The sequence below is a fragment of the Oceanicola sp. 22II-s10i genome, from assembly GCF_002210105.1.
Taxonomy (GTDB): Bacteria; Pseudomonadota; Alphaproteobacteria; order Rhodobacterales; family Rhodobacteraceae; genus Pseudooceanicola.
Genome location: NZ_AQQU01000021.1, coordinates 1 through 18,653, shown reverse-complemented (window position 1 = coordinate 18,653; position 18,653 = coordinate 1). Strand labels below are relative to the sequence as shown.

Annotated in this window: 19 protein-coding genes; 18 read left to right on the top strand and 1 reads right to left on the bottom strand. The window is 61.7% G+C overall.

Annotated features, from left to right (window positions below; all coding sequences use genetic code 11):
• Positions 1-50: 50 nt before the first annotated feature.
• The 12 genes from ATO6_RS23650 (at position 51) to ATO6_RS23605 (ending at position 10,454) form a co-directional block, all read left to right on the top strand.
• Positions 51-2,177: a hypothetical protein gene (locus ATO6_RS23650; RefSeq protein WP_088626410.1), complete on the top strand. Its 2,127-nt coding sequence runs from the start codon at positions 51-53 to the stop codon at positions 2,175-2,177.
• An 85-nt stretch (positions 2,178-2,262) separates the two neighbouring features.
• Positions 2,263-2,439 (top strand): hypothetical protein, encoded by a 177-nt coding sequence (locus ATO6_RS25245; RefSeq protein WP_176441078.1) that lies wholly within the window; start codon positions 2,263-2,265, stop codon positions 2,437-2,439.
• A gap of 123 nt (positions 2,440-2,562) precedes the next feature.
• Positions 2,563-3,321 carry a sigma-70 family RNA polymerase sigma factor gene (locus tag ATO6_RS23645; RefSeq protein WP_088626409.1) on the top strand — a complete coding sequence of 253 codons (759 nt, stop codon included), beginning with the start codon at positions 2,563-2,565 and terminating at the stop codon, positions 3,319-3,321.
• On the top strand, positions 3,318-3,485 hold the full coding sequence (locus ATO6_RS25240; protein ID WP_176441077.1) for a hypothetical protein: 168 nt from the start codon (positions 3,318-3,320) through the stop codon (positions 3,483-3,485). The genes ATO6_RS23645 and ATO6_RS25240 overlap by 4 nt, the downstream gene beginning before the upstream one ends.
• Entirely contained in the window at positions 3,478-3,747 is a 270-nt protein-coding gene (locus ATO6_RS23640; protein WP_088626408.1) for a helix-turn-helix domain-containing protein, read from the top strand. Before ATO6_RS25240 ends, ATO6_RS23640 begins: the two co-directional genes overlap by 8 nt.
• Positions 3,748-3,759: 12 nt before the next feature.
• Positions 3,760-6,780, top strand: a complete 3,021-nt coding sequence (locus tag ATO6_RS23635; RefSeq protein ID WP_088626407.1) for a bifunctional DNA primase/polymerase — start codon at positions 3,760-3,762, stop codon at positions 6,778-6,780.
• A gap of 165 nt (positions 6,781-6,945) precedes the next feature.
• On the top strand, positions 6,946-8,208 hold the full coding sequence (locus ATO6_RS23630) for a site-specific DNA-methyltransferase (protein WP_088626406.1): 1,263 nt from the start codon (positions 6,946-6,948) through the stop codon (positions 8,206-8,208).
• A gap of 14 nt (positions 8,209-8,222) precedes the next feature.
• Positions 8,223-8,423 carry a hypothetical protein gene (locus tag ATO6_RS23625; protein WP_254919261.1) on the top strand — a complete coding sequence of 67 codons (201 nt, stop codon included), beginning with the start codon at positions 8,223-8,225 and terminating at the stop codon, positions 8,421-8,423.
• On the top strand, positions 8,420-8,866 hold the full coding sequence (locus tag ATO6_RS23620; RefSeq protein WP_254919260.1) for a hypothetical protein: 447 nt from the start codon (positions 8,420-8,422) through the stop codon (positions 8,864-8,866). Before ATO6_RS23625 ends, ATO6_RS23620 begins: the two co-directional genes overlap by 4 nt.
• Positions 8,863-9,402: a phage terminase small subunit P27 family gene (locus ATO6_RS23615; protein WP_254919259.1), complete on the top strand. Its 540-nt coding sequence runs from the start codon at positions 8,863-8,865 to the stop codon at positions 9,400-9,402. The genes ATO6_RS23620 and ATO6_RS23615 overlap by 4 nt, the downstream gene beginning before the upstream one ends.
• A gap of 63 nt (positions 9,403-9,465) precedes the next feature.
• Positions 9,466-10,188, top strand: coding sequence for a recombinase family protein (locus ATO6_RS23610; RefSeq protein WP_088626403.1), 723 nt, complete (start codon positions 9,466-9,468; stop codon positions 10,186-10,188).
• 92 nt (positions 10,189-10,280) lie between these two features.
• Positions 10,281-10,454: a hypothetical protein gene (locus ATO6_RS23605; RefSeq protein ID WP_254919258.1), complete on the top strand. Its 174-nt coding sequence runs from the start codon at positions 10,281-10,283 to the stop codon at positions 10,452-10,454.
• Between the two features lie 354 nt (positions 10,455-10,808).
• On the opposite strand, the gene ATO6_RS23600 is transcribed toward ATO6_RS23605, so the two are convergent.
• On the bottom strand, positions 10,809-11,510 hold the full coding sequence (locus tag ATO6_RS23600) for a TetR/AcrR family transcriptional regulator (RefSeq protein WP_088626402.1): 702 nt from the start codon (positions 11,508-11,510) through the stop codon (positions 10,809-10,811).
• A gap of 268 nt (positions 11,511-11,778) precedes the next feature.
• Here ATO6_RS23600 and ATO6_RS23595 point away from each other — a divergent pair, with 268 nt between their 5' ends.
• From ATO6_RS23595 to ATO6_RS23570, 6 genes are all read left to right on the top strand, one after another.
• The gene (locus ATO6_RS23595; protein WP_088626401.1) at positions 11,779-12,672 is read left to right on the top strand and encodes a 3-keto-5-aminohexanoate cleavage protein; all 894 of its coding nucleotides are present in this window, start codon (positions 11,779-11,781) and stop codon (positions 12,670-12,672) included.
• Positions 12,673-12,806: 134 nt separating this feature from the next.
• Positions 12,807-13,979, top strand: a complete 1,173-nt coding sequence (locus tag ATO6_RS23590) for a TRAP transporter substrate-binding protein (protein WP_088626400.1) — start codon at positions 12,807-12,809, stop codon at positions 13,977-13,979.
• A 107-nt stretch (positions 13,980-14,086) separates the two neighbouring features.
• The gene (locus ATO6_RS23585) at positions 14,087-14,602 is read left to right on the top strand and encodes a TRAP transporter small permease (protein ID WP_088626399.1); all 516 of its coding nucleotides are present in this window, start codon (positions 14,087-14,089) and stop codon (positions 14,600-14,602) included.
• 2 nt (positions 14,603-14,604) lie between these two features.
• Positions 14,605-15,909: a TRAP transporter large permease gene (locus ATO6_RS23580; protein WP_088626398.1), complete on the top strand. Its 1,305-nt coding sequence runs from the start codon at positions 14,605-14,607 to the stop codon at positions 15,907-15,909.
• Between the two features lie 29 nt (positions 15,910-15,938).
• A complete protein-coding gene (locus ATO6_RS23575; protein WP_088626397.1) occupies positions 15,939-16,919 on the top strand; it encodes a cyclase family protein in 981 nt (326 codons plus the stop codon).
• Between the two features lie 28 nt (positions 16,920-16,947).
• A complete protein-coding gene (locus ATO6_RS23570) occupies positions 16,948-18,102 on the top strand; it encodes a S9 family peptidase (RefSeq protein ID WP_176441076.1) in 1,155 nt (384 codons plus the stop codon).
• Positions 18,103-18,653 lie beyond the last annotated feature (551 nt).

Below are 18,653 nucleotides of genomic sequence, written 5' to 3'. Positions count from 1 at the left end.
GTTTCGGCAATTTCAGTTGAAGCTAATATTGACCAATATCGGAGAATGCCATGGCGTCGATCGGTCCAAATACCCGCCTCATTCTGGAAGACATTCCGGCAAGGCTCGCCGCCGAGTTCCTGAACCTGGTGATGCCGTCAGGCGAGGTTGGCGCCAACCGCAGTTTCGATGTTGCGTCGCTGGATGGCACGTCCGAGGCTCGCCTCGAGGATCATGACATCTGTGATCTGGATGCCGAACTGCTCGAAATCATCGAGGCGCAGAGCGTCAGGGTCGTGGAGCTCTCGGGCGATGTCGGCGACGAAGCGATCCAGACGGTGGTCGCCGGCGGGGGCACCGAGGAGCAGTCTCGATTCCTCCTGACCCAGTTCGACGAGATCGGCAGAAGCTGTTGGACATTCGTCAATCTGCCCACATTATTCCAGGACGCGGAAAGCTACTATCACGTGCGAAGGGACCGGGAACGGTCCGGGGTCTATTCCACCTTTGCGCTTGATCTGGAAGAAGAACTCCCCGCAAAGGTATCCGAAATCGACTTGCCGATGCTCGTTCTCCGGCTGACAGAAGTGCTTAAGCTGGGGGACTCTCCCCGTGTCTCAGCGATCGAACTCGAAGCCAACAGGAAGTATCCGGCGTCGGTCATGCTGTTCGCCAGGCACGGTGCCCATATGTCCTCCGTCTACGCGCACCAGCCTGATGGAACTCGCAAGCCTCTGTATTTCCGGCCTCAGGACGAGATCAAGCTCGTCTATACTCCCGGTGCCCGCAGGATCGAGGTTCTGGGCGTCAGCTTCCGCGAACGACACACGGTCGCGAATGCATTCGCCGAAGTCGTGCTGAAGCAGAACGTCTCGGAACGGCCCCTGTCCGAAAGGATATTCGACCTCTCGCGGTTCACCAGATCCTTCGAGCTTTGCTGCCCGGATATCGCGGATATCCAGATCGAGTCGGCTGTTGTCACTGAATTTGAACTGCTGCTCGGCAGCTTCGCACGTCGTGTGTCACTTAAGGTCACGAAGGAGGACGATATCGGCAGGCTTGCCTCGCGCTACCTGTCCGGAGCCCTGCGGTTTCGCGGCCGGGCCGGCATCAACCGTGTCGTCATCTCGGTCGGGTACCGACTTCCGGATGTGGCCCGCCTGAGGACATTCAAGATCACCGTCATGGGCGCCAACGCCTCCGATGTGCTGGGACACAAGGATCGCAGACTGCGCGAACTGGGTCTCGGGCTGCTGAGGGCTTGGAAGATCATGCGGGAAGTGACCCCGCCGGATCAGCAGGAGACTGTCGCAATCTTCCCGGGATTGCTGCGCCTTTTCGAACTCGGTGAGGACGTTGTGACGGGACTCCAGATTGCCGAGTTCGGCCTCACGATAGACGGCCTCCTTGCAAAAGGCTTCCTGAAGCAGAGCCGACGTCAGACACTCACATTGCAGGACAGAGAAGACGACCAGGTCATCGAGGCGGAGGTTTCAGATGAGGAGTCGTTCAGTCCGGAGGCGAAAGCATTCACCCGGTATCGTCTCGAGCCGGGCTGGTGTCGTGAGTTCATCGCAACAGAGCTGACACGATATCTCGACGTCGCGGATGTCCGCGAGATCGAGCCGAACCTCTATGCTCTGGGCTCTGTGAAGGACAACGGCCGAGCCATTCCAGTCTACCTGGCCCGTAGGCTGGACGACCTGCGGGCCATGCAGGGGATCGAGACCGAACTTCGTTCGCGTGACGCAGCAGGGCCCGGCATCGTTCTCTGTGCGGGTACAGAGGCCCCACGGTTTCTGGTCGAGAATATCGCAATTCCCGTCACGGACATCTGGAATTCAGAGGCTGATGCCGCTGAGGGCCGTGACAGGATGCTCGCGAGGTTCTCCGAGGAGAGGAGCCTGCGCATGGGGACGCATTCACCTCGCGTGGCTCGCAAGGACAATCATGTCGGTACGCTTCTGACGCCGTGGCACGAACCGCTCACGCTCAACACTGCGGTGCAGATCAGGTTCTTCGAAGCTCTGGCCAGCGCCTGGAACTCCGGAGAAAAGGATGTCCACAGCAAGACGCTGACAGACGGATCGTCCGCGCGATCGCCTCGGGAGGTCTTCACGGGCGCCCGGCGAAAGCTGGTGTTCGATACGTATGTCGAGAAAGGCGAGATCGGTGGCTGGTGGCGGCTCAAGACCTGAAGCCTCCAGACTTTCTCCAGACTGTGCCGCGATACCCTCCACACAGGTCCGGGCCACAAGGCGTCATTCAACGTCAGGAGGCGACATGGCCCGGAAAACTCATCACCACGACTGGCGCTGCAGCGGCTGCTTCAAGCTGCTCGGCCGCCAGAGTGAAACGCAGATACACGTTCGCTTTGCCCGTGGTCACCACTACACCTTCGCAAGGCCGGTGACTGCGATCTGCCGCAGCTGCGGCACGCTGAACTCCCTTCCGCGGTGAACACGGGCGGCGGCTGGTTCGACTGGCCGTCGCCGAACGCTGCCTGATATCCGAGGCGCGTGACGCCCGAACCCATGGTCCGAAGGGAGGCGCGAGACGCCCGGCCGCAGACCCGGCGTCTCGATGTCCTCATCCTGGTCCGCGCTTCATGCGCAACTGCTGCACTCCGTGCAGCGCAGCTCCCGCAAGTTCACCTGTCTCGCTTCCCGCCACCCCTCGCTCTCGAGGTTTCCCGATCCCACGGCGCTGCTCGATGAGTTTCACGGACCGGGGGGAGACCCCGATGGGCGCAACGATATGCTCCGGGCCCTGGTGGCGGAGGCGAAAGCCGGTGACGACTGCCTGACCGTCGAACTTGTCCTGCTGGCCCTGTGGCCCGGCCTCGATGCCGTGCGTGGCCGGTTGCGCCGGTTCGCCCGGGACGACCTCCAGACCCTCGACGTGGACCTTCTGGGTCGGTTCTCCCTCGCGATCCGCACCTGCAATCTCGATCGGGTCTTCAGGATTGCGGCGACGCTCCTGCGCAATCTAGAACGCGACCTTCGCCGTGATCTGATGCGCGAGGCATCCCGCGGCCGGATCAGCGTGCCAATCGAGGACCTGCGCCTTGCCGACGAACGTCCCGAGTCAGCAGAGCGGATTGCAAAGGTCGCCGCGCAACAGCTTGGTCGGGACGGGCCGCTGATTGCGGCGGTCGTCTTCCTCGGCTTCACCCAAAGCGAGGCCGGCGCGGCACTCGGGCTACGGCCGGCTCAGGCGCGCAAGCGGTTCCGGCGGGCCATCGATCGCCTGCGCCGGGACGTGTCCCATTCGCCCCGGTGGAACGGCTTTTCTCCTTCAACTGCGCCTGTTCGGCGCAAGGCAAGGAGGACGACCGCATGACCAAGGACGACGACGACTGGGAACGGCTGCCGGGGCTCTACCGCGCCTTCGATCTGCCGCTGCTCCTCGAGGAGAGCCTCGTCTGGCGGCTCGAGGACGCCGGCCGGACTGAGGACGGTCAGGGGCTCTTCGCCGTCTGGGTGCGGGAGCGCGACGATGGGTGAAGCGTTCGCGAAACAGCTTGGTCCGAAGAAGGACGACCGCAATCCTTCGAGGTTCAGCGATGAAACCCCGGGGTTCGGTCTCCCGCCTCGCATCATCGAAACCGAACTGGCGCGGTACTGGCAACTCAGCCCGAGGACCCTGCAGCGGTGGCGGCAGTCGGGTATCGGCCCGTGCTGGATGAGGCTGGGCGGGCGCGTGCTTTACCGGCGCGAGGATGTGCTGGCCTGGGAGGCCGCGCATCTCGAGAGCCCGTCGGACTGAGCGCGGGGCGGCGTGGACCGTTTCCGCCAACCGCTCCCGCACCATGGAGAAGAAGACCCGAAGGCGGCCTCCGGCGGCCCTGTCGGCACTTACACTCCCAGATTCGGGGACATCGCCGAGCGGCTCCTCGATCTCGGGTACGAGCCGTTGCCGATCGTGCCTGGCGCCAAGCGACCGGCGGTGACACGCTGGAGCGGCGTGACCATCGATGCGGCACGGGTCGCCGAATGGGCGGACGTGTATCCCGGTCACGCCACGGGGCTGCGGACCGGGCGTCTGGTCGCACTGGACATCGACATCCTCGATCCGGACCTCGCCTGGCAGATTGCCGATCTCGCGGAGCGCCGCTTCGGCGCGACGATCCAGCGGGTCGGACAATGGCCGAAACGGCTGCTGCCCTACAGAACAGAGGTGCCGTTCCGGAAGTTGGCATTGCATCCGATCGAGGTTCTGGGAGCCGGCCAGCAGTTCGTGGCCTTCGGTAGGCATCCTGGCACCCGGCGTCCCTATGCCTGGCCCGACGGCGAGAGCCTGTTGGATCTGCCTATCGAGGCGTTGCCGGTGGTGGATCAGGCGTTGCTCGAGGCCTTCCTCGGCGAGGCGGCCGGACTTCTGCCCGTGCGCCCGTCAGACAGGCGGACAGCAAGAACCGGTCAGGCAGATCGTATCGGCGCATCCGCGGATGGTCCTGTTCGGGATGAAACCGGACGTGTGACAGACGGTCGGGATGCCTGGCTGTCCCTGCTGGCATTCCACGCCGTGCAAGATGCGATCGAAGCCGGGACACCTGACCGGGCCGCGATCGCCCGGTTGGCGTGGGAGAGGTTCGATGCCACCACCGACCTGACCCGACCCCGTCAGGGTGGACTGTCGCCATACGCGTTTGCGCATGCCGAGCGCAAGGTGGCAGACAAACTGCGCCTGCATGCCGAGGGGCGTCTGCCGGATCGGAGCGCCCCGCAGGTGGAGGCCGAGCACGTGGAACCGCGCCTCAGCGCGCGAGAGGCGCGGCTGGACCTCGACCGCGCCATCGCAGAGGTCTGCGAGTCGATCCGGCTCTGGCATGCCGAGCCGCGAGAGGGTTCTCGTCCGGTGGTCGGGATCAGGGCGACAGTGGGTCTCGGCAAGAGCACCGCAGCGCGGCGACACCTCCGGCAGTTGCGTGATCGCCTGATCGCGGTCGGCGCGCCGGGCCGGATCCTTTGGTTCGCCTCCTCACATGCGCTTGCGGAAGAAACAGCGACCGAGTGGCGGGAGACCGGTATCACGGCGGCGGTGCTTCGCGGCTACGACCGGATAGACCCGGAGACTGGACAGCCGATGTGCAGGGATCGCGAGGCCGTCGGAGCGGCGATCGCGGCGCGCCTAGATCCCCAATCCGCCGTCTGTGTCGACCGGCAGGGCCGTACCTGCCGGTACTTCGAGGGATGCCTGAAGCAGCAGAACAGAAACGAGGTGGCCGATGCCGATGTGATCGTGGCTCCCTACGACGCCCTGTTCACCGGCATGGCCGTCGAGAACTCGGATATCGCCCTTGTAGTCATCGACGAGGGTTTCTGGCAGAGGGCCGTGCGGCGTACGGACCTTGTTGTCGAAAGCCTTGGCGAGGTATCCGTCGCGGACCAGGACGCAGGCGCCCTGCGGAACCGCACCACGGCCGCCATGGCCGATCGCGCGGCCTTTGGGGGTCGGCTGCGCAGGGCGCTCCTCGCGCAGGGGTCTGGTGCCCTTACCAAGACGGCTACGCTGGCCGAGGGACTGACGGCCGGGACCTGTCGGGACATGGTGCAGATCGAGGCCCGTGGGCTCGACGATCCCGGGCTGCGGCCCGGCCTTGTGGGCCACGCCCGAAGGCTGGCAGTCGAACGCTCCTTCCGGATAGACCGAATCCAGCATCGTATGACCCTCTGGCGGGCTGTTGCCGATCTGGTGGAAGGGCAGGCGGACACGGACGGTCGGGTCCGCGCAGGTCCTCCCGACCCGGGAAGCGGCACCCATTCCGTCCAGGTCGTCCAGCCGGCGCGGGTGCATCACGCCTTCCGAGACCTGCCGGTCCTGCATCTCGACGCCACACTTCGATCTGAGATCGCGGGCTGTCTGCTGCCTGGTCTGGAGGTGCGGACGGTCGAGGCTGCGGCTCCAGCAATGTGGTTGCGGCTGGTGACGGGGCGTTTCGGAAAGGGCGCGTTGCTGGGGCGCAGGTCGGAAGCAAGGGGGCTTCTACTGGATTGTGTCGACTACGTCCGATGGCAGGTCCGCCGTCTCGCGCCGGGGCGGGTGCTCGTGATCACCCATGTGGCCTGCGAGGCGGCGTTCAAGGACATCCCGGGCGTGGTCACGCTGCACTTCAACGCGGTGGCGGGGCTTGACGGTTATGGCGACGTGGCCGGGATTGTGGTCGTCGGACGACCTCTACCGCGTGACACCGATCTCGAACCATTCTGCGCGGCCTTCGCGCATGAGGCGCCCGAAGGCGGCTACCGGAGCGAACGCGTCGGGGTCCGCATGCGGGACGGCTCCAGCCGGTCGGCCCGGGCACTCCGGCACGAGTCCAAGTCGGCTGAGCGCTTTCGCGCGGCGATCTGCGACGACGAGTTGCTGCAGGACATTGGTCGGGGCCGCGGCATTAACCGGACGGCCGACAATCCTCTAGAAGTGCACCTGCTGGCGGATGTCGCGCTGCCGCTGATCCACGATCAGGTGGTCGCGTGGGAAACGGTCGCGCCTGACATGTTCCAGCGCATGCTGTTGGCTGGCGTGGCGGTCGACAGCCCGAGCGATGCCTGCCGCCTGCACCCGGGCCTGTTCGCGAACGAGAAAGCGACACAGAAGCTCTTCGAGCGGGAGGGATTTAAGCGACATTCGTCTATGAGTACTTATAGGGGAATGTCGCTTAAATCGGCACGTTATCGGAAAGGTGGCCGAGGTCGCTCGTGGCAGACCGCGATGTGGTTGCCAGGTACTGAAGTTCCGGGGCCTCGGGAATGCATCGAAGCGGTGCTCGGAAGGCTCGATGCGTGGGAGCCGGTTTGAAGCAATGGTTGCGCCAATTGGGGCGTGGTATGCGCCAGCTCTCGGACCGGCCCGTCGGCTCCTGTCGCGCGTTGTCGGAAGATGTCGTGATTACAATGGCTTGCCTGTGTGATATGCTGCCGATGCGGCATCATGCAATTACAGGTGGGGGGTGAAGCCCGACAGATGACAGCCACATCCAGCACATCCGGCGGCGATCTCAGGATCGAGCAGCGGCCGCTGGCCGATCTCATCCCGTACGTCCGGAACGCCCGTACCCATTCGGAGGCGCAGGTGGCCTTGATTGCGGGTTCGATCCGCGAGTTCGGGTTTAACAACCCGGTGCTGGTTGATGCCGAGAACGGAATCATCGCAGGCCACGGCCGCGTGTTGGCCGCCCGCAAGCTGGGTCTGGACAAGGTCCCCGTTATCGAGCTGTCGCACCTGACCGAGGCACAGAAACGCGCTTACATTCTCGCGGACAACCGGCTGGCGGAACAGGCCGGTTGGGACAGGGAGCTGCTGGCGCTTGAACTGGGCGATCTGGCTGACCTCGACGTGGACCTTGAAGGTCTGGGCTTCGAGGCGGCGGAACTGAACGCTCTGCTGGCCGCGGGCAGCTTTGATCCGAAAGAGGAACTCACGCCCGACGTGCCCGAGATCCCGGTTTCGCGTCCGGGCGACCTTTGGATCCTCGGAGTGCACCGCCTGTTGTGCGGGGATGCGACTGATGCAGCCGCGGTTGCTCGTGTCCTGAATGGTGTCAATCCGCAGTTGTGTGTGACCGACCCGCCGTATGGGGTGAACTACGATCCGGCCTGGCGCAACGAGACTGGCGGGGACAGGACCAAGCGCACAGGGAAAGTGCTCAACGATGACCGGGCGGACTGGCGCGAGGCTTGGGCTCTGGTCCCGGGGGATGTGATCTATGTCTGGCATGGCGCGTTGCATGCCACGACCGTCGCAGAGAGCCTTGCTGCCTGTGGTTTCGATATGCGTGCGCAGATCATCTGGGCCAAGGAACGCCTGGTTCTCGGGCGAGGGCATTACCATTGGCAGCACGAGCCGTGCTGGTACGCAGTGCGGGGCAGGGGGCACTGGTCGGGTGATCGCAAGCAGACCACACTGTGGTCGATCCCCAACCGGGATCAGGATGCGGACACCGTTCACGGCACGCAGAAACCGGTGGAATGCATGCGCCGGCCGATGCTGAACAACTCGGCACCGGGGCAGGCGGTTTATGAACCATTCTCCGGCTCTGGGACGACCATCATCGCCGCAGAGAGCATCTCCCGGTCCTGCTTCGCAATCGAACTGGACCCGGCCTATGTCGATGTCGCGGTGCAGCGGTGGCAGGCATATACGGGCAAGCCGGCAATCCTGGAGGGTGACGGCAGGCCGTATGCGGAGATCGTCCGTGAGCGCCACACCGAGGCGGTGAGCGCATGACGCAGAGCCGAGGCATGTCCTGGATCGAAGCCGCAACCAATGTGGTGGTGGGATGGTGGCTTGCGCATGCGATGGAATTAGCGATGTTCCCCGCCATCGGGCTGCAGGTCACCCTGTCACAAAATATCCTGGTGAGTTCTACCTTCACGCTGGCGTCCCTGTTCCGGAGCTATGTCCTGCGGCGCATCTTCACACGCCTGTCTGGAGGCGGATGACCATGCCGCGCCCGCCGATCATCCTCTGTGACGACCAGGTTCGGGAAGTCGAGACCCTCGCGGCCCTGCTGAGCCAGGAACAGATCGCGGACTATTTCGGGATCTGTCGGACAACTTTCCGCGCGATCTGCGCACGCGATGAAGAGGTTCGTGTCCGCTATAAAAGGGGGAAAGCCAAGGCAATCGCCCACGTGGCCAACGGTCTGCTGCAGAAGGCCCGGACTGGGGACACGACATCCTCGATCTTCTATCTAAAGACCCAGGCTGGCTGGCGAGAACGTGACCGTGAGGATGATCGCCGGGAAAACCAGGAAGCAGACCAGAACAGCTATTCCGACGAAGAGCTGGCCCGCATGCTGAACTTCCTATTCGAGGATGTCGCCAGAAACTCGACACGAATTGGCGTCGACCGGCACCCGACCGTAGCTGGAGAGGAGTCGTGAGACGTGGTCCCAAGCCGAGCCCGCGGGCGAACGCCCATAAGGGCTCACAACTCGATGCCTTGCCCCGGTGCCCCGCTCACCTGAACGCCACTGCGCGCAGGGAATGGCGGAGGCTGGCCGGCCCACTCTACGACGCCGGGATCCTGACGGTAGCTGATCGGGCGGCACTGGCAGCCTATTGCCAGGCCTATGCCAGATGGGTCGAGGCCGAGGAGTATCTCAGGAAAACCCCGCCTTTGATCAAGACGCCGTCTGGTTATGTCCAGCAGTCCCCCTGGCTTTCGATCGCGAACAAGCAGCTGGAGATCGTGGGGCGTTACATGGCGGAGCTCGGGCTGAGCCCCGCAGCGCGGACGCGCCTCGATCTGGGATTGGGCGCCGCACAGACGCCGATCACCCGCATTGAGTTCGTCGCTGTGGGCAAAGACTCGGATGGGAATATCGTCGAACGACCGCTCTACGATGCAACCCGTCAGGTCGAAGAGTCGATAGAGCATTCAAAAACAATTACTTACGAGCTGGACAAGCGCCTTTGAGCGTTTCAATGACGCCACAATTGCCGTACACATCTGCGCAACCAACGTCAGGCAGGTTTGTACATGGTCAGGGAGGCTGCCCCATCGCCCCGCTTCGTCGCCTACGAGCGCGTATCGACGGCACGCCAAGGGCGATCGGGGCTCGGATTCGAAGCCCAGCGGAAGGCCATCGATGACTTTGCGGCTTCCCGGGGGGCCGACGTGATCGGCCGCTTCACCGAGGTCGAGAGCGGTCGCCGCGCTGACCGGCCCGAACTGGCGAAGGCGCTCGACCTGGCACGGCTGACCGGAGCCACCCTGATCATCGCCAAGTTGGACCGGCTGTCGCGCAACGCGGCCTTCCTTCTGACCCTGCGCGACAGCGGAGCGAGATTCCTTGCGGTCGATATGCCCGAGGCCAACGATCTTACCGTCGGCATCATGGCGCTGGTGGCCCAGCAGGAGCGGGAGGCGATCTCACGACGCACGAAGGAGGCGCTAGCCGCGGCGAAGGCGCGGGGCGTCAAGCTCGGCAATCCCAACGGCGCCGCGGCGCTCAGGCGGGCAGGGAAGGGCGGTGTAGCGTTACGGGCCGCTGTCGCGGCCAATGCCGACGAGCACGCGGCGGCACTGGCTCCGGTGATCGCGAAGCTGCAGGCAGAGGGCGTCACAACGCTACGCGGTATTGCGGACGGACTGAACGGGCTAGGTATGCTTACCAGGCGCGGCGGGCGCTGGCAGGTATCCAATGTGCGGAACTTGCTGATGCGGCTAGGCCAGCCAAGCGAGGTCGGGTTTTCGGGTTAGGTCGCCTTAGCACCGACTTCAGCTTTGCGGATAGCGATGTACAGACATTCTGCCACGACAGGTGGTGCTAAACTCGACGAGAGAAATCCACGGTGCACTCGACAAAACCCACCGGGACCCATGTCTCGCTCGCCACCGCGCTCTGGCTGCAGACGATCGTGCCGCTGACCGCGGGCGATACCGTCGACCTTCAGGGGTATTTCAGGGGCGCGGACGGCCACTTCGCCGCCGATCACACGTCCTTCTGGGGCTGCAAGGTCGACTGAGCAGCAAAAGGAGGATCCCATGACACCACCACGATCCGAGGGTTTCGTGCGCATGCCCAACGCCGAGTTCGAGGCAATCCTGACACCGGTTCCTCCCAGAAAACGGGACAGTGACGGAAGCTGCGATCCGGCGTCTGCTGGTCTCCAGGAAAGCGGGGATTGGAACATGTCGAAACGCAAGAATCATCACCGCCCGCATACGAGCCTCGACGGGCTCAACCTACGGGAATCCTTCAACCGGTCAGTGAAGGATGAAACCTGGAACGAATTTAGCTTCTGGACGAGGGCAGTCCTGAGAGCAGTTTAATTGGCTCGGCCGTCTTAGGTCATAGGTGCATTGCGCCTAGATGATCATTAGGAACCAGAGCCTGGTTCCGGGATGTCTGCGCGAAAGCCGGCAACAAGGAACGGTAGCAGGTGGCGCAAAGTTTCTTCGCCGTCGCTTGGATCACATGCGCCGTCGGTGATGCTTTGAATGCGTCCGCCATCGGCCATCGAGTACACCATAGTCCCCAACAGAAAGTGGAAGCGCCATTCCAGTTCGCGCCGCGGGAGGTCGGGGAGGGCCCTGGTAAGCGAGTCGATGAATGCCCGAGATGACTCGTCGAACGCCGAGCCGAGCACTCTTCGCGAGAATTCCTGCGGGGCGACGGCGAGGCGTGCCCGCAGGCGTGCGAAGACGCTCCCGCCGAAACGATCATCCTCACCGAATGTCAAAGCCGGGCGCAGGAACGCCTCAAGCAACTGGTTTAGTAGGGGCGGTCGGTCAGGTCCGGCACGGCACTCGCGCAACATCGCCAACCGAGCCTCCGCGATCGGCTTCGCGCGGGCGGCAAAGATCGCCTCCAGAAGCCCCTCTTTCGAGCCGAAATGATAGTGGAGCGACGCGACATTGACCTGCGCGGCCGAGGTCAAGGCTCGCACGCTGACAGCTTCAAACCCTTCTTCCGCAAACATCCGTTCGCCGACGGCCTGTATCCGTTCTTTCGGTTTCAGCTCGCGCGTCTCTTCTTTCAGCTCGGCCGATTCTCCGGCTTGGGGGGTGCGTTTCGACATGAGCGGCTCGTCCGTCTATACAAGAAATCCTCGGATAAATATAAACGTTTGTTTTCATTCGTCAACTGTTGGATTCTGTGTGATGGCGTGACAATAAATGAATTAATAACAGTTATTTAGATAAGATTTTTGCCTAAAATACCCTATGCGATATCGTGGTTGACAGATGTAAACGATCGTTTATAGATCTGTAGCCACGGTCAGCTTGGGGTGGGGCGTACACCGCTATCCGCGCCGTGACCTTGGTACTGATACGGGAGGGAAACACGTGGCCAAGACAATTCTCACGGTCGCAGTGACGGGCAACCAGACGACGTTAAACCAACATCCGGAGCTGCCCTGCACGCCGGCGCAGATAGCAAAGGCTAGCATCGACGCGGCAAGGGCTGGCGCGGCGGTTGCGCATATTCACGTGCGCTACGACGACGGCAGACCGAGCATGGAGCTTGAGCACTACCGTGAGGTCGTGGAGCGCATTCGTGACTCTGGCTGCGGCCTGATTATCAATCTCACCACAGGTCCAGGTGGCCGTTTCGTTCCGTCCCGAGAAGATCCGCGGGTCGCAGGTCCTGGTACGTCGATCACAGTGCCTGAACGTCGAGTTGAACACGTTGCGGCGTTGAGGCCGGAAATTTGTACGCTTGACCTCAACACCATGTGGTCGGGAACGGCCGCGGTACTCAATCCGCCCGACAATGTGAAGGTCATGGCGCAGGTTATGCGAGAAGCCGGCTCCAAGCCTGAGCTCGAAGTTTTCGATAGCGGCGACATTGAATTGGCCAAGGCCCTAATAAACCAAGGCGTGCTTGATCGACCGCCATTGTTCCAGATTGTCACTGGCATTCAATACGGCTTTGCCTGCACGGCCGGGACGATCGCCTATGCCAAATCGATGCTGCCTGAAGATGCGACCTGGGCCGGTTTCGGTGTGGGACGGATGATGTACCCGATGATGGCGCAGGCTTTCCTGCTTGGTGGTCATGTGCGGGTCGGCCTCGAGGACGGAGTACGTATCGACCGGGAAAACCTGGCCCCGGACAACGCCGCGTTGGTGACCAAGGCGAAACGCATCATCGAGGATCTGGGTGGTGAACTCGCCACCCCGGATGAGGCGCGCGCTATTCTCGGGCTTGCGCCAGCGACAGTCGAGACTGCGGTCTGATTGAAACATCGGCTTGCAGTTCGCCAACAAGACGATGCAGCCCCATCCTGGTCATCTGAACGGATCGCCGGGCGCAATACGGGAAGTATAGTTGGGGACCCGAAGAATTCAGAGCTCTTTAATGGGAGGAAACCATGCTCAAGACGCTACTCAGAACAACCGCCGTCGCGGCTATCGCCGTAGCCTCACTCGCCGGCACCGCAGCACAATCCGAGAACATCGACATATCGCGCGCCCAAGCCTGGTTGGACGGCACGCTGGAAAGCTATGGCGATCACGACATTGTCTACGATGGGGAACCGATCGTTCTGCGCGCAACCTCTCACGTCTCGGATCTTTCAGAAAGCGCCAAGGACACGCGTCGCGCCTTTGCGATCCTCGAAAAGATGTCGGGAGGAAAGATTAAGGTCGAGCCGCGTTTCGGTGGCACGGTTCATGGCGTGAAAGAAGGCTTCGAGGCCGCACGCAATGGACTGACCGATACCACCGCGTGTTTTACCAACCTCGATGCAGGTTCCTTCCCGTTGACGCAAGGCCTGACACTTCCGGGCATCTTCCCGAATGCAGCAGTAATGGCGATGGTCGGTGAGGCATTGGCTGAACAGTACTTCCGCGAGGAGTTCGAGCGGCAAGGTGTTGCCATCGGTTACACCGGCGGTTCGACGCCTTTCAACTTTTTCTCCAAGTCTCCTGTTACGAACCTGGCTGAACTCGAAGGCCTCAAGGTCCGCTCTGGTTCTGGCATCAGTCGCGATGTCTATGAGGCATTGGGAGCAACGCCCGTGTCGATGGGGTCGGGCGATTTCTACTCTTCTCTGCAGCGCGGACTTGTCGACGTCATCGCGACCTCCACCTCGGCCGCGAACACCTTCCGGCTGAACGAGGTGGCGAGCCATGTCACCCTGACACCGATCAACTACACGCCTCTGCATTACTGCTTCAACGCCCGCACGATGGCCAAGCTGCCGGAAGACCTGCGGGAGGTCGTCTATGATTGGGGGCGGCAATACAGCCAAGTCTTTAGCCAGGAATTCATCCGAAAATCAGCTGAATACGAGAAGCTATTCGTCGAACAGGGAATGATCCGTCACGAGATCGCACCCGAAGAGTGGGTGCAATGGGAAACGCGCTGGGCACCCCTCGTGGACGCTTGGATCGCAGAGGGCGAGGAAAGGGGCCTGCCCGCCCGCCAACTGGTCGCCGACATGCGGGAGCTGGCGGCAAAGTATGGTGCCATGAGCTATGACGATCTGATGCGCATGGCAATAGACAGCCCGGTCGAGGGCGTCGCGGCATTCGCGAACTGACGCCCCGATCGCTCCGGCGCCCTCCCTCCCTGGGGCCGCCGGAGCGCCTGCATCCGATTTCAGCGCAAACTGCAAACTGCAATTCGCCGCAATCTTACGGAGCCGCCATGCGTGCAACCCGCTTCATATCTGATGTCTCGACGGCCCCTAGCGTCCTGGGCGCCTACGTCGCGATGCCACTCATCGCCATTCTTGTCACGACGGATGTCGTGCTCCGCTACGTCTTTAATGCGCCGCTCTGGTGGGCGCTTGAGGCGTCGGAATACCTGCTTCTGCTTTTCTTCATGTCGGGCCTCGCTTGGTCCTTGCGCCTTGGTGTCCACATCCGCATGGGGCTGCTCTACGAAAAACTAACCCGAACCGCCCGCAGGATTGTCTCGGTCATCTACGCGACTGCCGTGATCGTCCCATTCTCGCTCGTTGCGCTCGCGGCGACGGAAGAGGCGATGTTCTTGCACGGGCTCGGCAAGACCACCAATGACCTCGAAATGCCGCTCTGGCTCTGGAACGGCGCCGTGGCACTTGCCTGCATTCTGCTCGTGCTCCAGGCGCTGGCGCTGGCCATCGAAGTGATCATTGGCGAACGCGACACACTGGAAGACGCCGGAACGGGAGGGCATTGATCATGGATCCCCAGACCCTTGGTATCGTCGCGTTCTGCTGCGTCATTATCCTCATCTTTATAGGTGTGCCCATCGGTGCAGGCCTACTGCTGGTCGGCTCGATCGGTTTGCTCGTGCTCGAAGGGCTTCAATACGCGCAGACCCAGCTTCTTCTGAACTTCATGGATCAAGGTACAAAGTTCGTCTTTGTTGCAATCCCTCTTTACGTACTCATGGGGCAGCTTGTGTTTCGCACCGGACTCGCTTCGGATCTTTACGGTTGTGTCTATCGATGGGTGGGGCGACTGCCCGGAGGGTTGGCAATCGCGTCGGTCATAGCCGCCGCCGGTTTCGGCGCAGTGTCGGGCGGCAGCGCCACGGCTGTTGCGACCCTGGGCCCGATGTGCATGCCGGAAATGCGGCGCTTCAAATACAACGGCGGGCTAGCGGCAGGTTGCATCGCCTCTGCAGGGACGCTAGGTATCCTGATCCCGCCGTCGATTTTTCTGATTTCCTACGGAATCTGGACCGAGACTTCGATTGGCGCGCTGTTTCTTGCGGGTATCGTTCCGGGGCTGTTGATGACGCTGGCCTATTCCTGCGCCATCCTGATTATCTGCATCATTCGCCCCGAGATGGGACCAGCCGGCGAGCGCTTCACGTGGCGTGAGAAGTTCGCTTGGCTTGCCAAAGTGTTGCCCGTTTTCTGTATCTTCCTGATTATCACAGTTGGGATTTACGGCGGGATCTTTGATCCGACCGAGGCAGGCGCCTTCGGGCTGGCGGGCGTTCTGTTCTTTTCGCTCGTAATGCGGCGGCTGAAGTTCCGGCTACTTCTGGAGTGCATGCAGTCCACGCTGGCCACTTCCATGATGATCTTTGTCATATTGTTCGGCGGTCACCTGATTTCTCGGTTCCTCGTCCTGACCGACCTGACTTCCTCGCTGGTCATATGGATCTCCGGCCTAGAGCTGTCGGCGTGGGAGCTGATCGCGGCATTGACGCTTATGTACATCGTCCTGGGCATGTTGCTCGACATCTGGGCGATGCTGCTGTTGACTATTCCTTTTGTCGTGCCGGCAGCAGTGGCCACAGGTCTCGATCCGATCTGGTTTGGGATTTACATAATCGTCATGTGCGAACTGGCGGCCATCACGCCGCCGGTCGGCCTGAACGTCTACATCATGGCGCGCGCTGCACCCGAAGTGCCAGTCGGCCGGATCTTTCTGGGCGTGACACCCTTCTTCTTAGCTTCGCTCGGGCTGGTCGTCGTCCTGATGGCATTCCCCAACCTCGTACTCTGGCTGCCGAACATGGCGGCCCGATGAGCCCAGACATCATACAGGAGAACTGACCAATGCAATCCAGTGAACGCCACCGCGTCACCCGTGAACAGATAGAAAAGACGGCCGAGGAATTGAAGAATTGGGGCAAATGGGGTCCCGAAGATGAGCTTGGCACATTAAACTACACTCGCCCCGAGGACATCGTGCACGCGGCGTCGTTGGTCCGTACGGGCAAGGTCATCTCGCTTGGGCTGAACTTCGACGAAAAGGGGCCACAAGCAGGCCGCTCGAAGTTCCCTCCTGTCGGACGTTTCAACCCGGTTCACACGATGCTGCGCACCGGCACCGACGCTTATTCAGGTGTGCTGGACGCGCGGGGGATGCGGTCTGCAGATGACCTGGTCATCATCCCGTCACAATGCGCAACCCACTGGGATGGTCTCGCCCATATCTTTTTCGGCGACTACATGTGGAACGGCTACGACTGCCGCACCGTATCCTCCTTCGGAGCCGCGAAGGCAGGTATCGAGAAGACCAAGGAAAAATTCGTCGGCAGGGGGGTCTTGCTGGATATCGCTCGCCACCTTGGTTTGGAGTGGCTGGAAGACGGCTATGCCATCACATCGGAGGTTCTGACCGAATGCGCCGAGGCACAGGGGGTCGAGGTCGGCGAGGGTGACTTCTTGTTGATCCGCACCGGCCAAATGGAACGCAAACTCGCCGAGGGAACTTGGGACGGCTACAACGGTGGCGATGCACCTGGCATGGCGTTCGAGACACTTTACTGGCTCCAAGAGCGCAAAGTGGCTGCGATTGCGACCGACACGTGGGGGGCAGAAGTGCGCCCGAACGAATCCGTCGAGGGTATCAGCCAGCCGTGGCACTGGATCTGCATTCCCATCATGGGCCTCACTATGGGCGAGATCTTCAAGCTGGATGCTCTGGGGGCCGAATGTGCCGAACGGGGGCTCTACGATTTTCTGTTCGTAGCACCTGCGCTGCCGGTCACGGGCGCGGTCGGTTCGCCGATCAATCCGTTGGCCATCCTCTAATTAACCTATGCAAAACAGGACTACGAAAATGTTCGAGTATTTCGAAAAGAACTACGCTTGGAACCTTACAGGCATCACCCTGATCGAAGAGGTCGGGGTAATGAGCCAACCTGCCGAGGCTTTTGCGCTCGCCGCACCGCATCAGGACGCGGCCCCGGAAGTTGCTTCGATTGCCTGGCATGATGCGATGGTTGAGCTCGGGGCACGGATCGAAGGTTTTGCCGAAGCGGATGCAGCCGCCGGCAACCGCCTCACCGCATCTCGGAAATTCAACCGGGCCGCGATGTTCTTTATCCGTGCGGAGCGCATCACGTCTCACGAGGACCCTCGCCAGATGATCGCCTACAAACGGGCCTTGGCCAACTACCGAAAAGCCCGAGAGAATGCCGACGACGGAGTCGAGTTCGTATCCATTCCCTACGAGAATGCGGTCATCCCCGCGCTATTGATCAAAGCCCCCGACATAGCGGGAGAACCTGCCCCCATTGTGATTCACATCCAAGGGTTCGATTCGATTAAGGAGACGCAGTGGCCCATGTTCCAGGAATACCGCCGCCGCGGGCTGTCGATCCTGATCACTGACCAACCAGGTGCTGGTGAGGCACTGCGCGTCCATAAGCTGCATGCACGGTGGGATACCGAAGTCTATGTGAAGGTGATTGTCGATTGGATAATGGCCCGCAAAGACATCGCGACCGAGGCTATTGGATTGCAGGGCATCTCAATGGGGGGATACTTCGCCCCCCGCGCCGCGGCGTTCGAAAAACGCATCCGTGCGGTCGCTTGCTGGGGCGCATTGTTCGAGATGCCGGCACTTTGGGCCCGGCGGCTGGAGGGCGGCGATGTGGCTGGCACGCACCCCTCGGTCGCCAACCCGCTGAAGCATGCGTTCTGGAGCTTCGGTCTGGACAACGTGGAGGAACTCAAAGAGTTCATTTCGCATATGACCCTTGCCGGGGTAGTCGAAGAACTTGAGTGTCCGTTACTCGTTACCCACGGCGAGAACGATCGGCAGGTGCCGCTAAGCCACGCCGAGGAAACAATTAAGCGCGCAACCATGCCTGACAAGACTCTGAAAGTCTTCACCAAGTCAGAAGGCGGCGCTGAGCACTGTCAAATTGACAACCGGGCGATCGCCGCTGACTACGTTTCGGACTGGTTCGCAAAACGTTTGAGAGTTTGATGGCAGCATGGAAGTGTCCGATGCCCTGCCATTGAAGGCATTGGAGCCTAAGAACGTGAAGCTGACGACAATCCAGGCCGAGTGGACGCTTGAACCGCGCCGAGTTTGCCCGAGGTTCCTACCCTTGAGAAATGGAACATAACGAGCAAAACGACGAAAATACGTTATCTGCGAAGTGCAGGAGAGTGCAGTGCGCCTGGTTTTCGTCAATGGGGTTCAGCATGGCTCGCGCTTGCGGCCGATAATGTCGATTAAGGCCATGGGGGCAGTCGGTATCGCTGAACCAGGGTGATGCGAGATAGCCAGCTCGTCGTTCGGCCGAAACTGGGTTTCGGGCGGACGACCTGCGCGCGAGGTCGGGTTCCTCGGCGTCGGTTTCTAGGCGTATCCGCCCGACAGGACTCCGTTCTCGGTCTCGAATTGCTCGCCTGCATCCCGCGGCTGTGCTTCGTAGGCCCTCAAGCGCTTCTGACATTCGTCGTGAATGAACTCTGCCAGTGACCTGAGACCCGTATCTTCCTCCATTTTGAGGTAGAGTCCGGCCCAACCAG

Excerpts from the sequence above, each read along its gene's own strand:
- ATO6_RS23650 (WP_088626410.1), top strand. The coding sequence starts at position 51 with ATGGCGTCGATCGGTCCAAATACCCGCCTCATTCTGGAAGACATTCCG.
- ATO6_RS25245 (WP_176441078.1), top strand. The coding sequence starts at position 2,263 with ATGGCCCGGAAAACTCATCACCACGACTGGCGCTGCAGCGGCTGCTTC.
- ATO6_RS23645 (WP_088626409.1), top strand. The coding sequence starts at position 2,563 with ATGTCCTCATCCTGGTCCGCGCTTCATGCGCAACTGCTGCACTCCGTG.
- ATO6_RS25240 (WP_176441077.1), top strand. The coding sequence starts at position 3,318 with ATGACCAAGGACGACGACGACTGGGAACGGCTGCCGGGGCTCTACCGC.
- ATO6_RS23640 (WP_088626408.1), top strand. The coding sequence starts at position 3,478 with ATGGGTGAAGCGTTCGCGAAACAGCTTGGTCCGAAGAAGGACGACCGC.
- ATO6_RS23630 (WP_088626406.1), top strand. The coding sequence starts at position 6,946 with ATGACAGCCACATCCAGCACATCCGGCGGCGATCTCAGGATCGAGCAG.
- ATO6_RS23625 (WP_254919261.1), top strand. The coding sequence starts at position 8,223 with ATGTCCTGGATCGAAGCCGCAACCAATGTGGTGGTGGGATGGTGGCTT.
- ATO6_RS23620 (WP_254919260.1), top strand. The coding sequence starts at position 8,420 with ATGACCATGCCGCGCCCGCCGATCATCCTCTGTGACGACCAGGTTCGG.
- ATO6_RS23610 (WP_088626403.1), top strand. The coding sequence starts at position 9,466 with ATGGTCAGGGAGGCTGCCCCATCGCCCCGCTTCGTCGCCTACGAGCGC.
- ATO6_RS23600 (WP_088626402.1), bottom strand. The coding sequence starts at position 11,510 with ATGTCGAAACGCACCCCCCAAGCCGGAGAATCGGCCGAGCTGAAAGAA.
- ATO6_RS23590 (WP_088626400.1), top strand. The coding sequence starts at position 12,807 with ATGCTCAAGACGCTACTCAGAACAACCGCCGTCGCGGCTATCGCCGTA.
- ATO6_RS23585 (WP_088626399.1), top strand. The coding sequence starts at position 14,087 with ATGCGTGCAACCCGCTTCATATCTGATGTCTCGACGGCCCCTAGCGTC.
- ATO6_RS23580 (WP_088626398.1), top strand. The coding sequence starts at position 14,605 with ATGGATCCCCAGACCCTTGGTATCGTCGCGTTCTGCTGCGTCATTATC.
- ATO6_RS23575 (WP_088626397.1), top strand. The coding sequence starts at position 15,939 with ATGCAATCCAGTGAACGCCACCGCGTCACCCGTGAACAGATAGAAAAG.
- ATO6_RS23570 (WP_176441076.1), top strand. The coding sequence starts at position 16,948 with ATGTTCGAGTATTTCGAAAAGAACTACGCTTGGAACCTTACAGGCATC.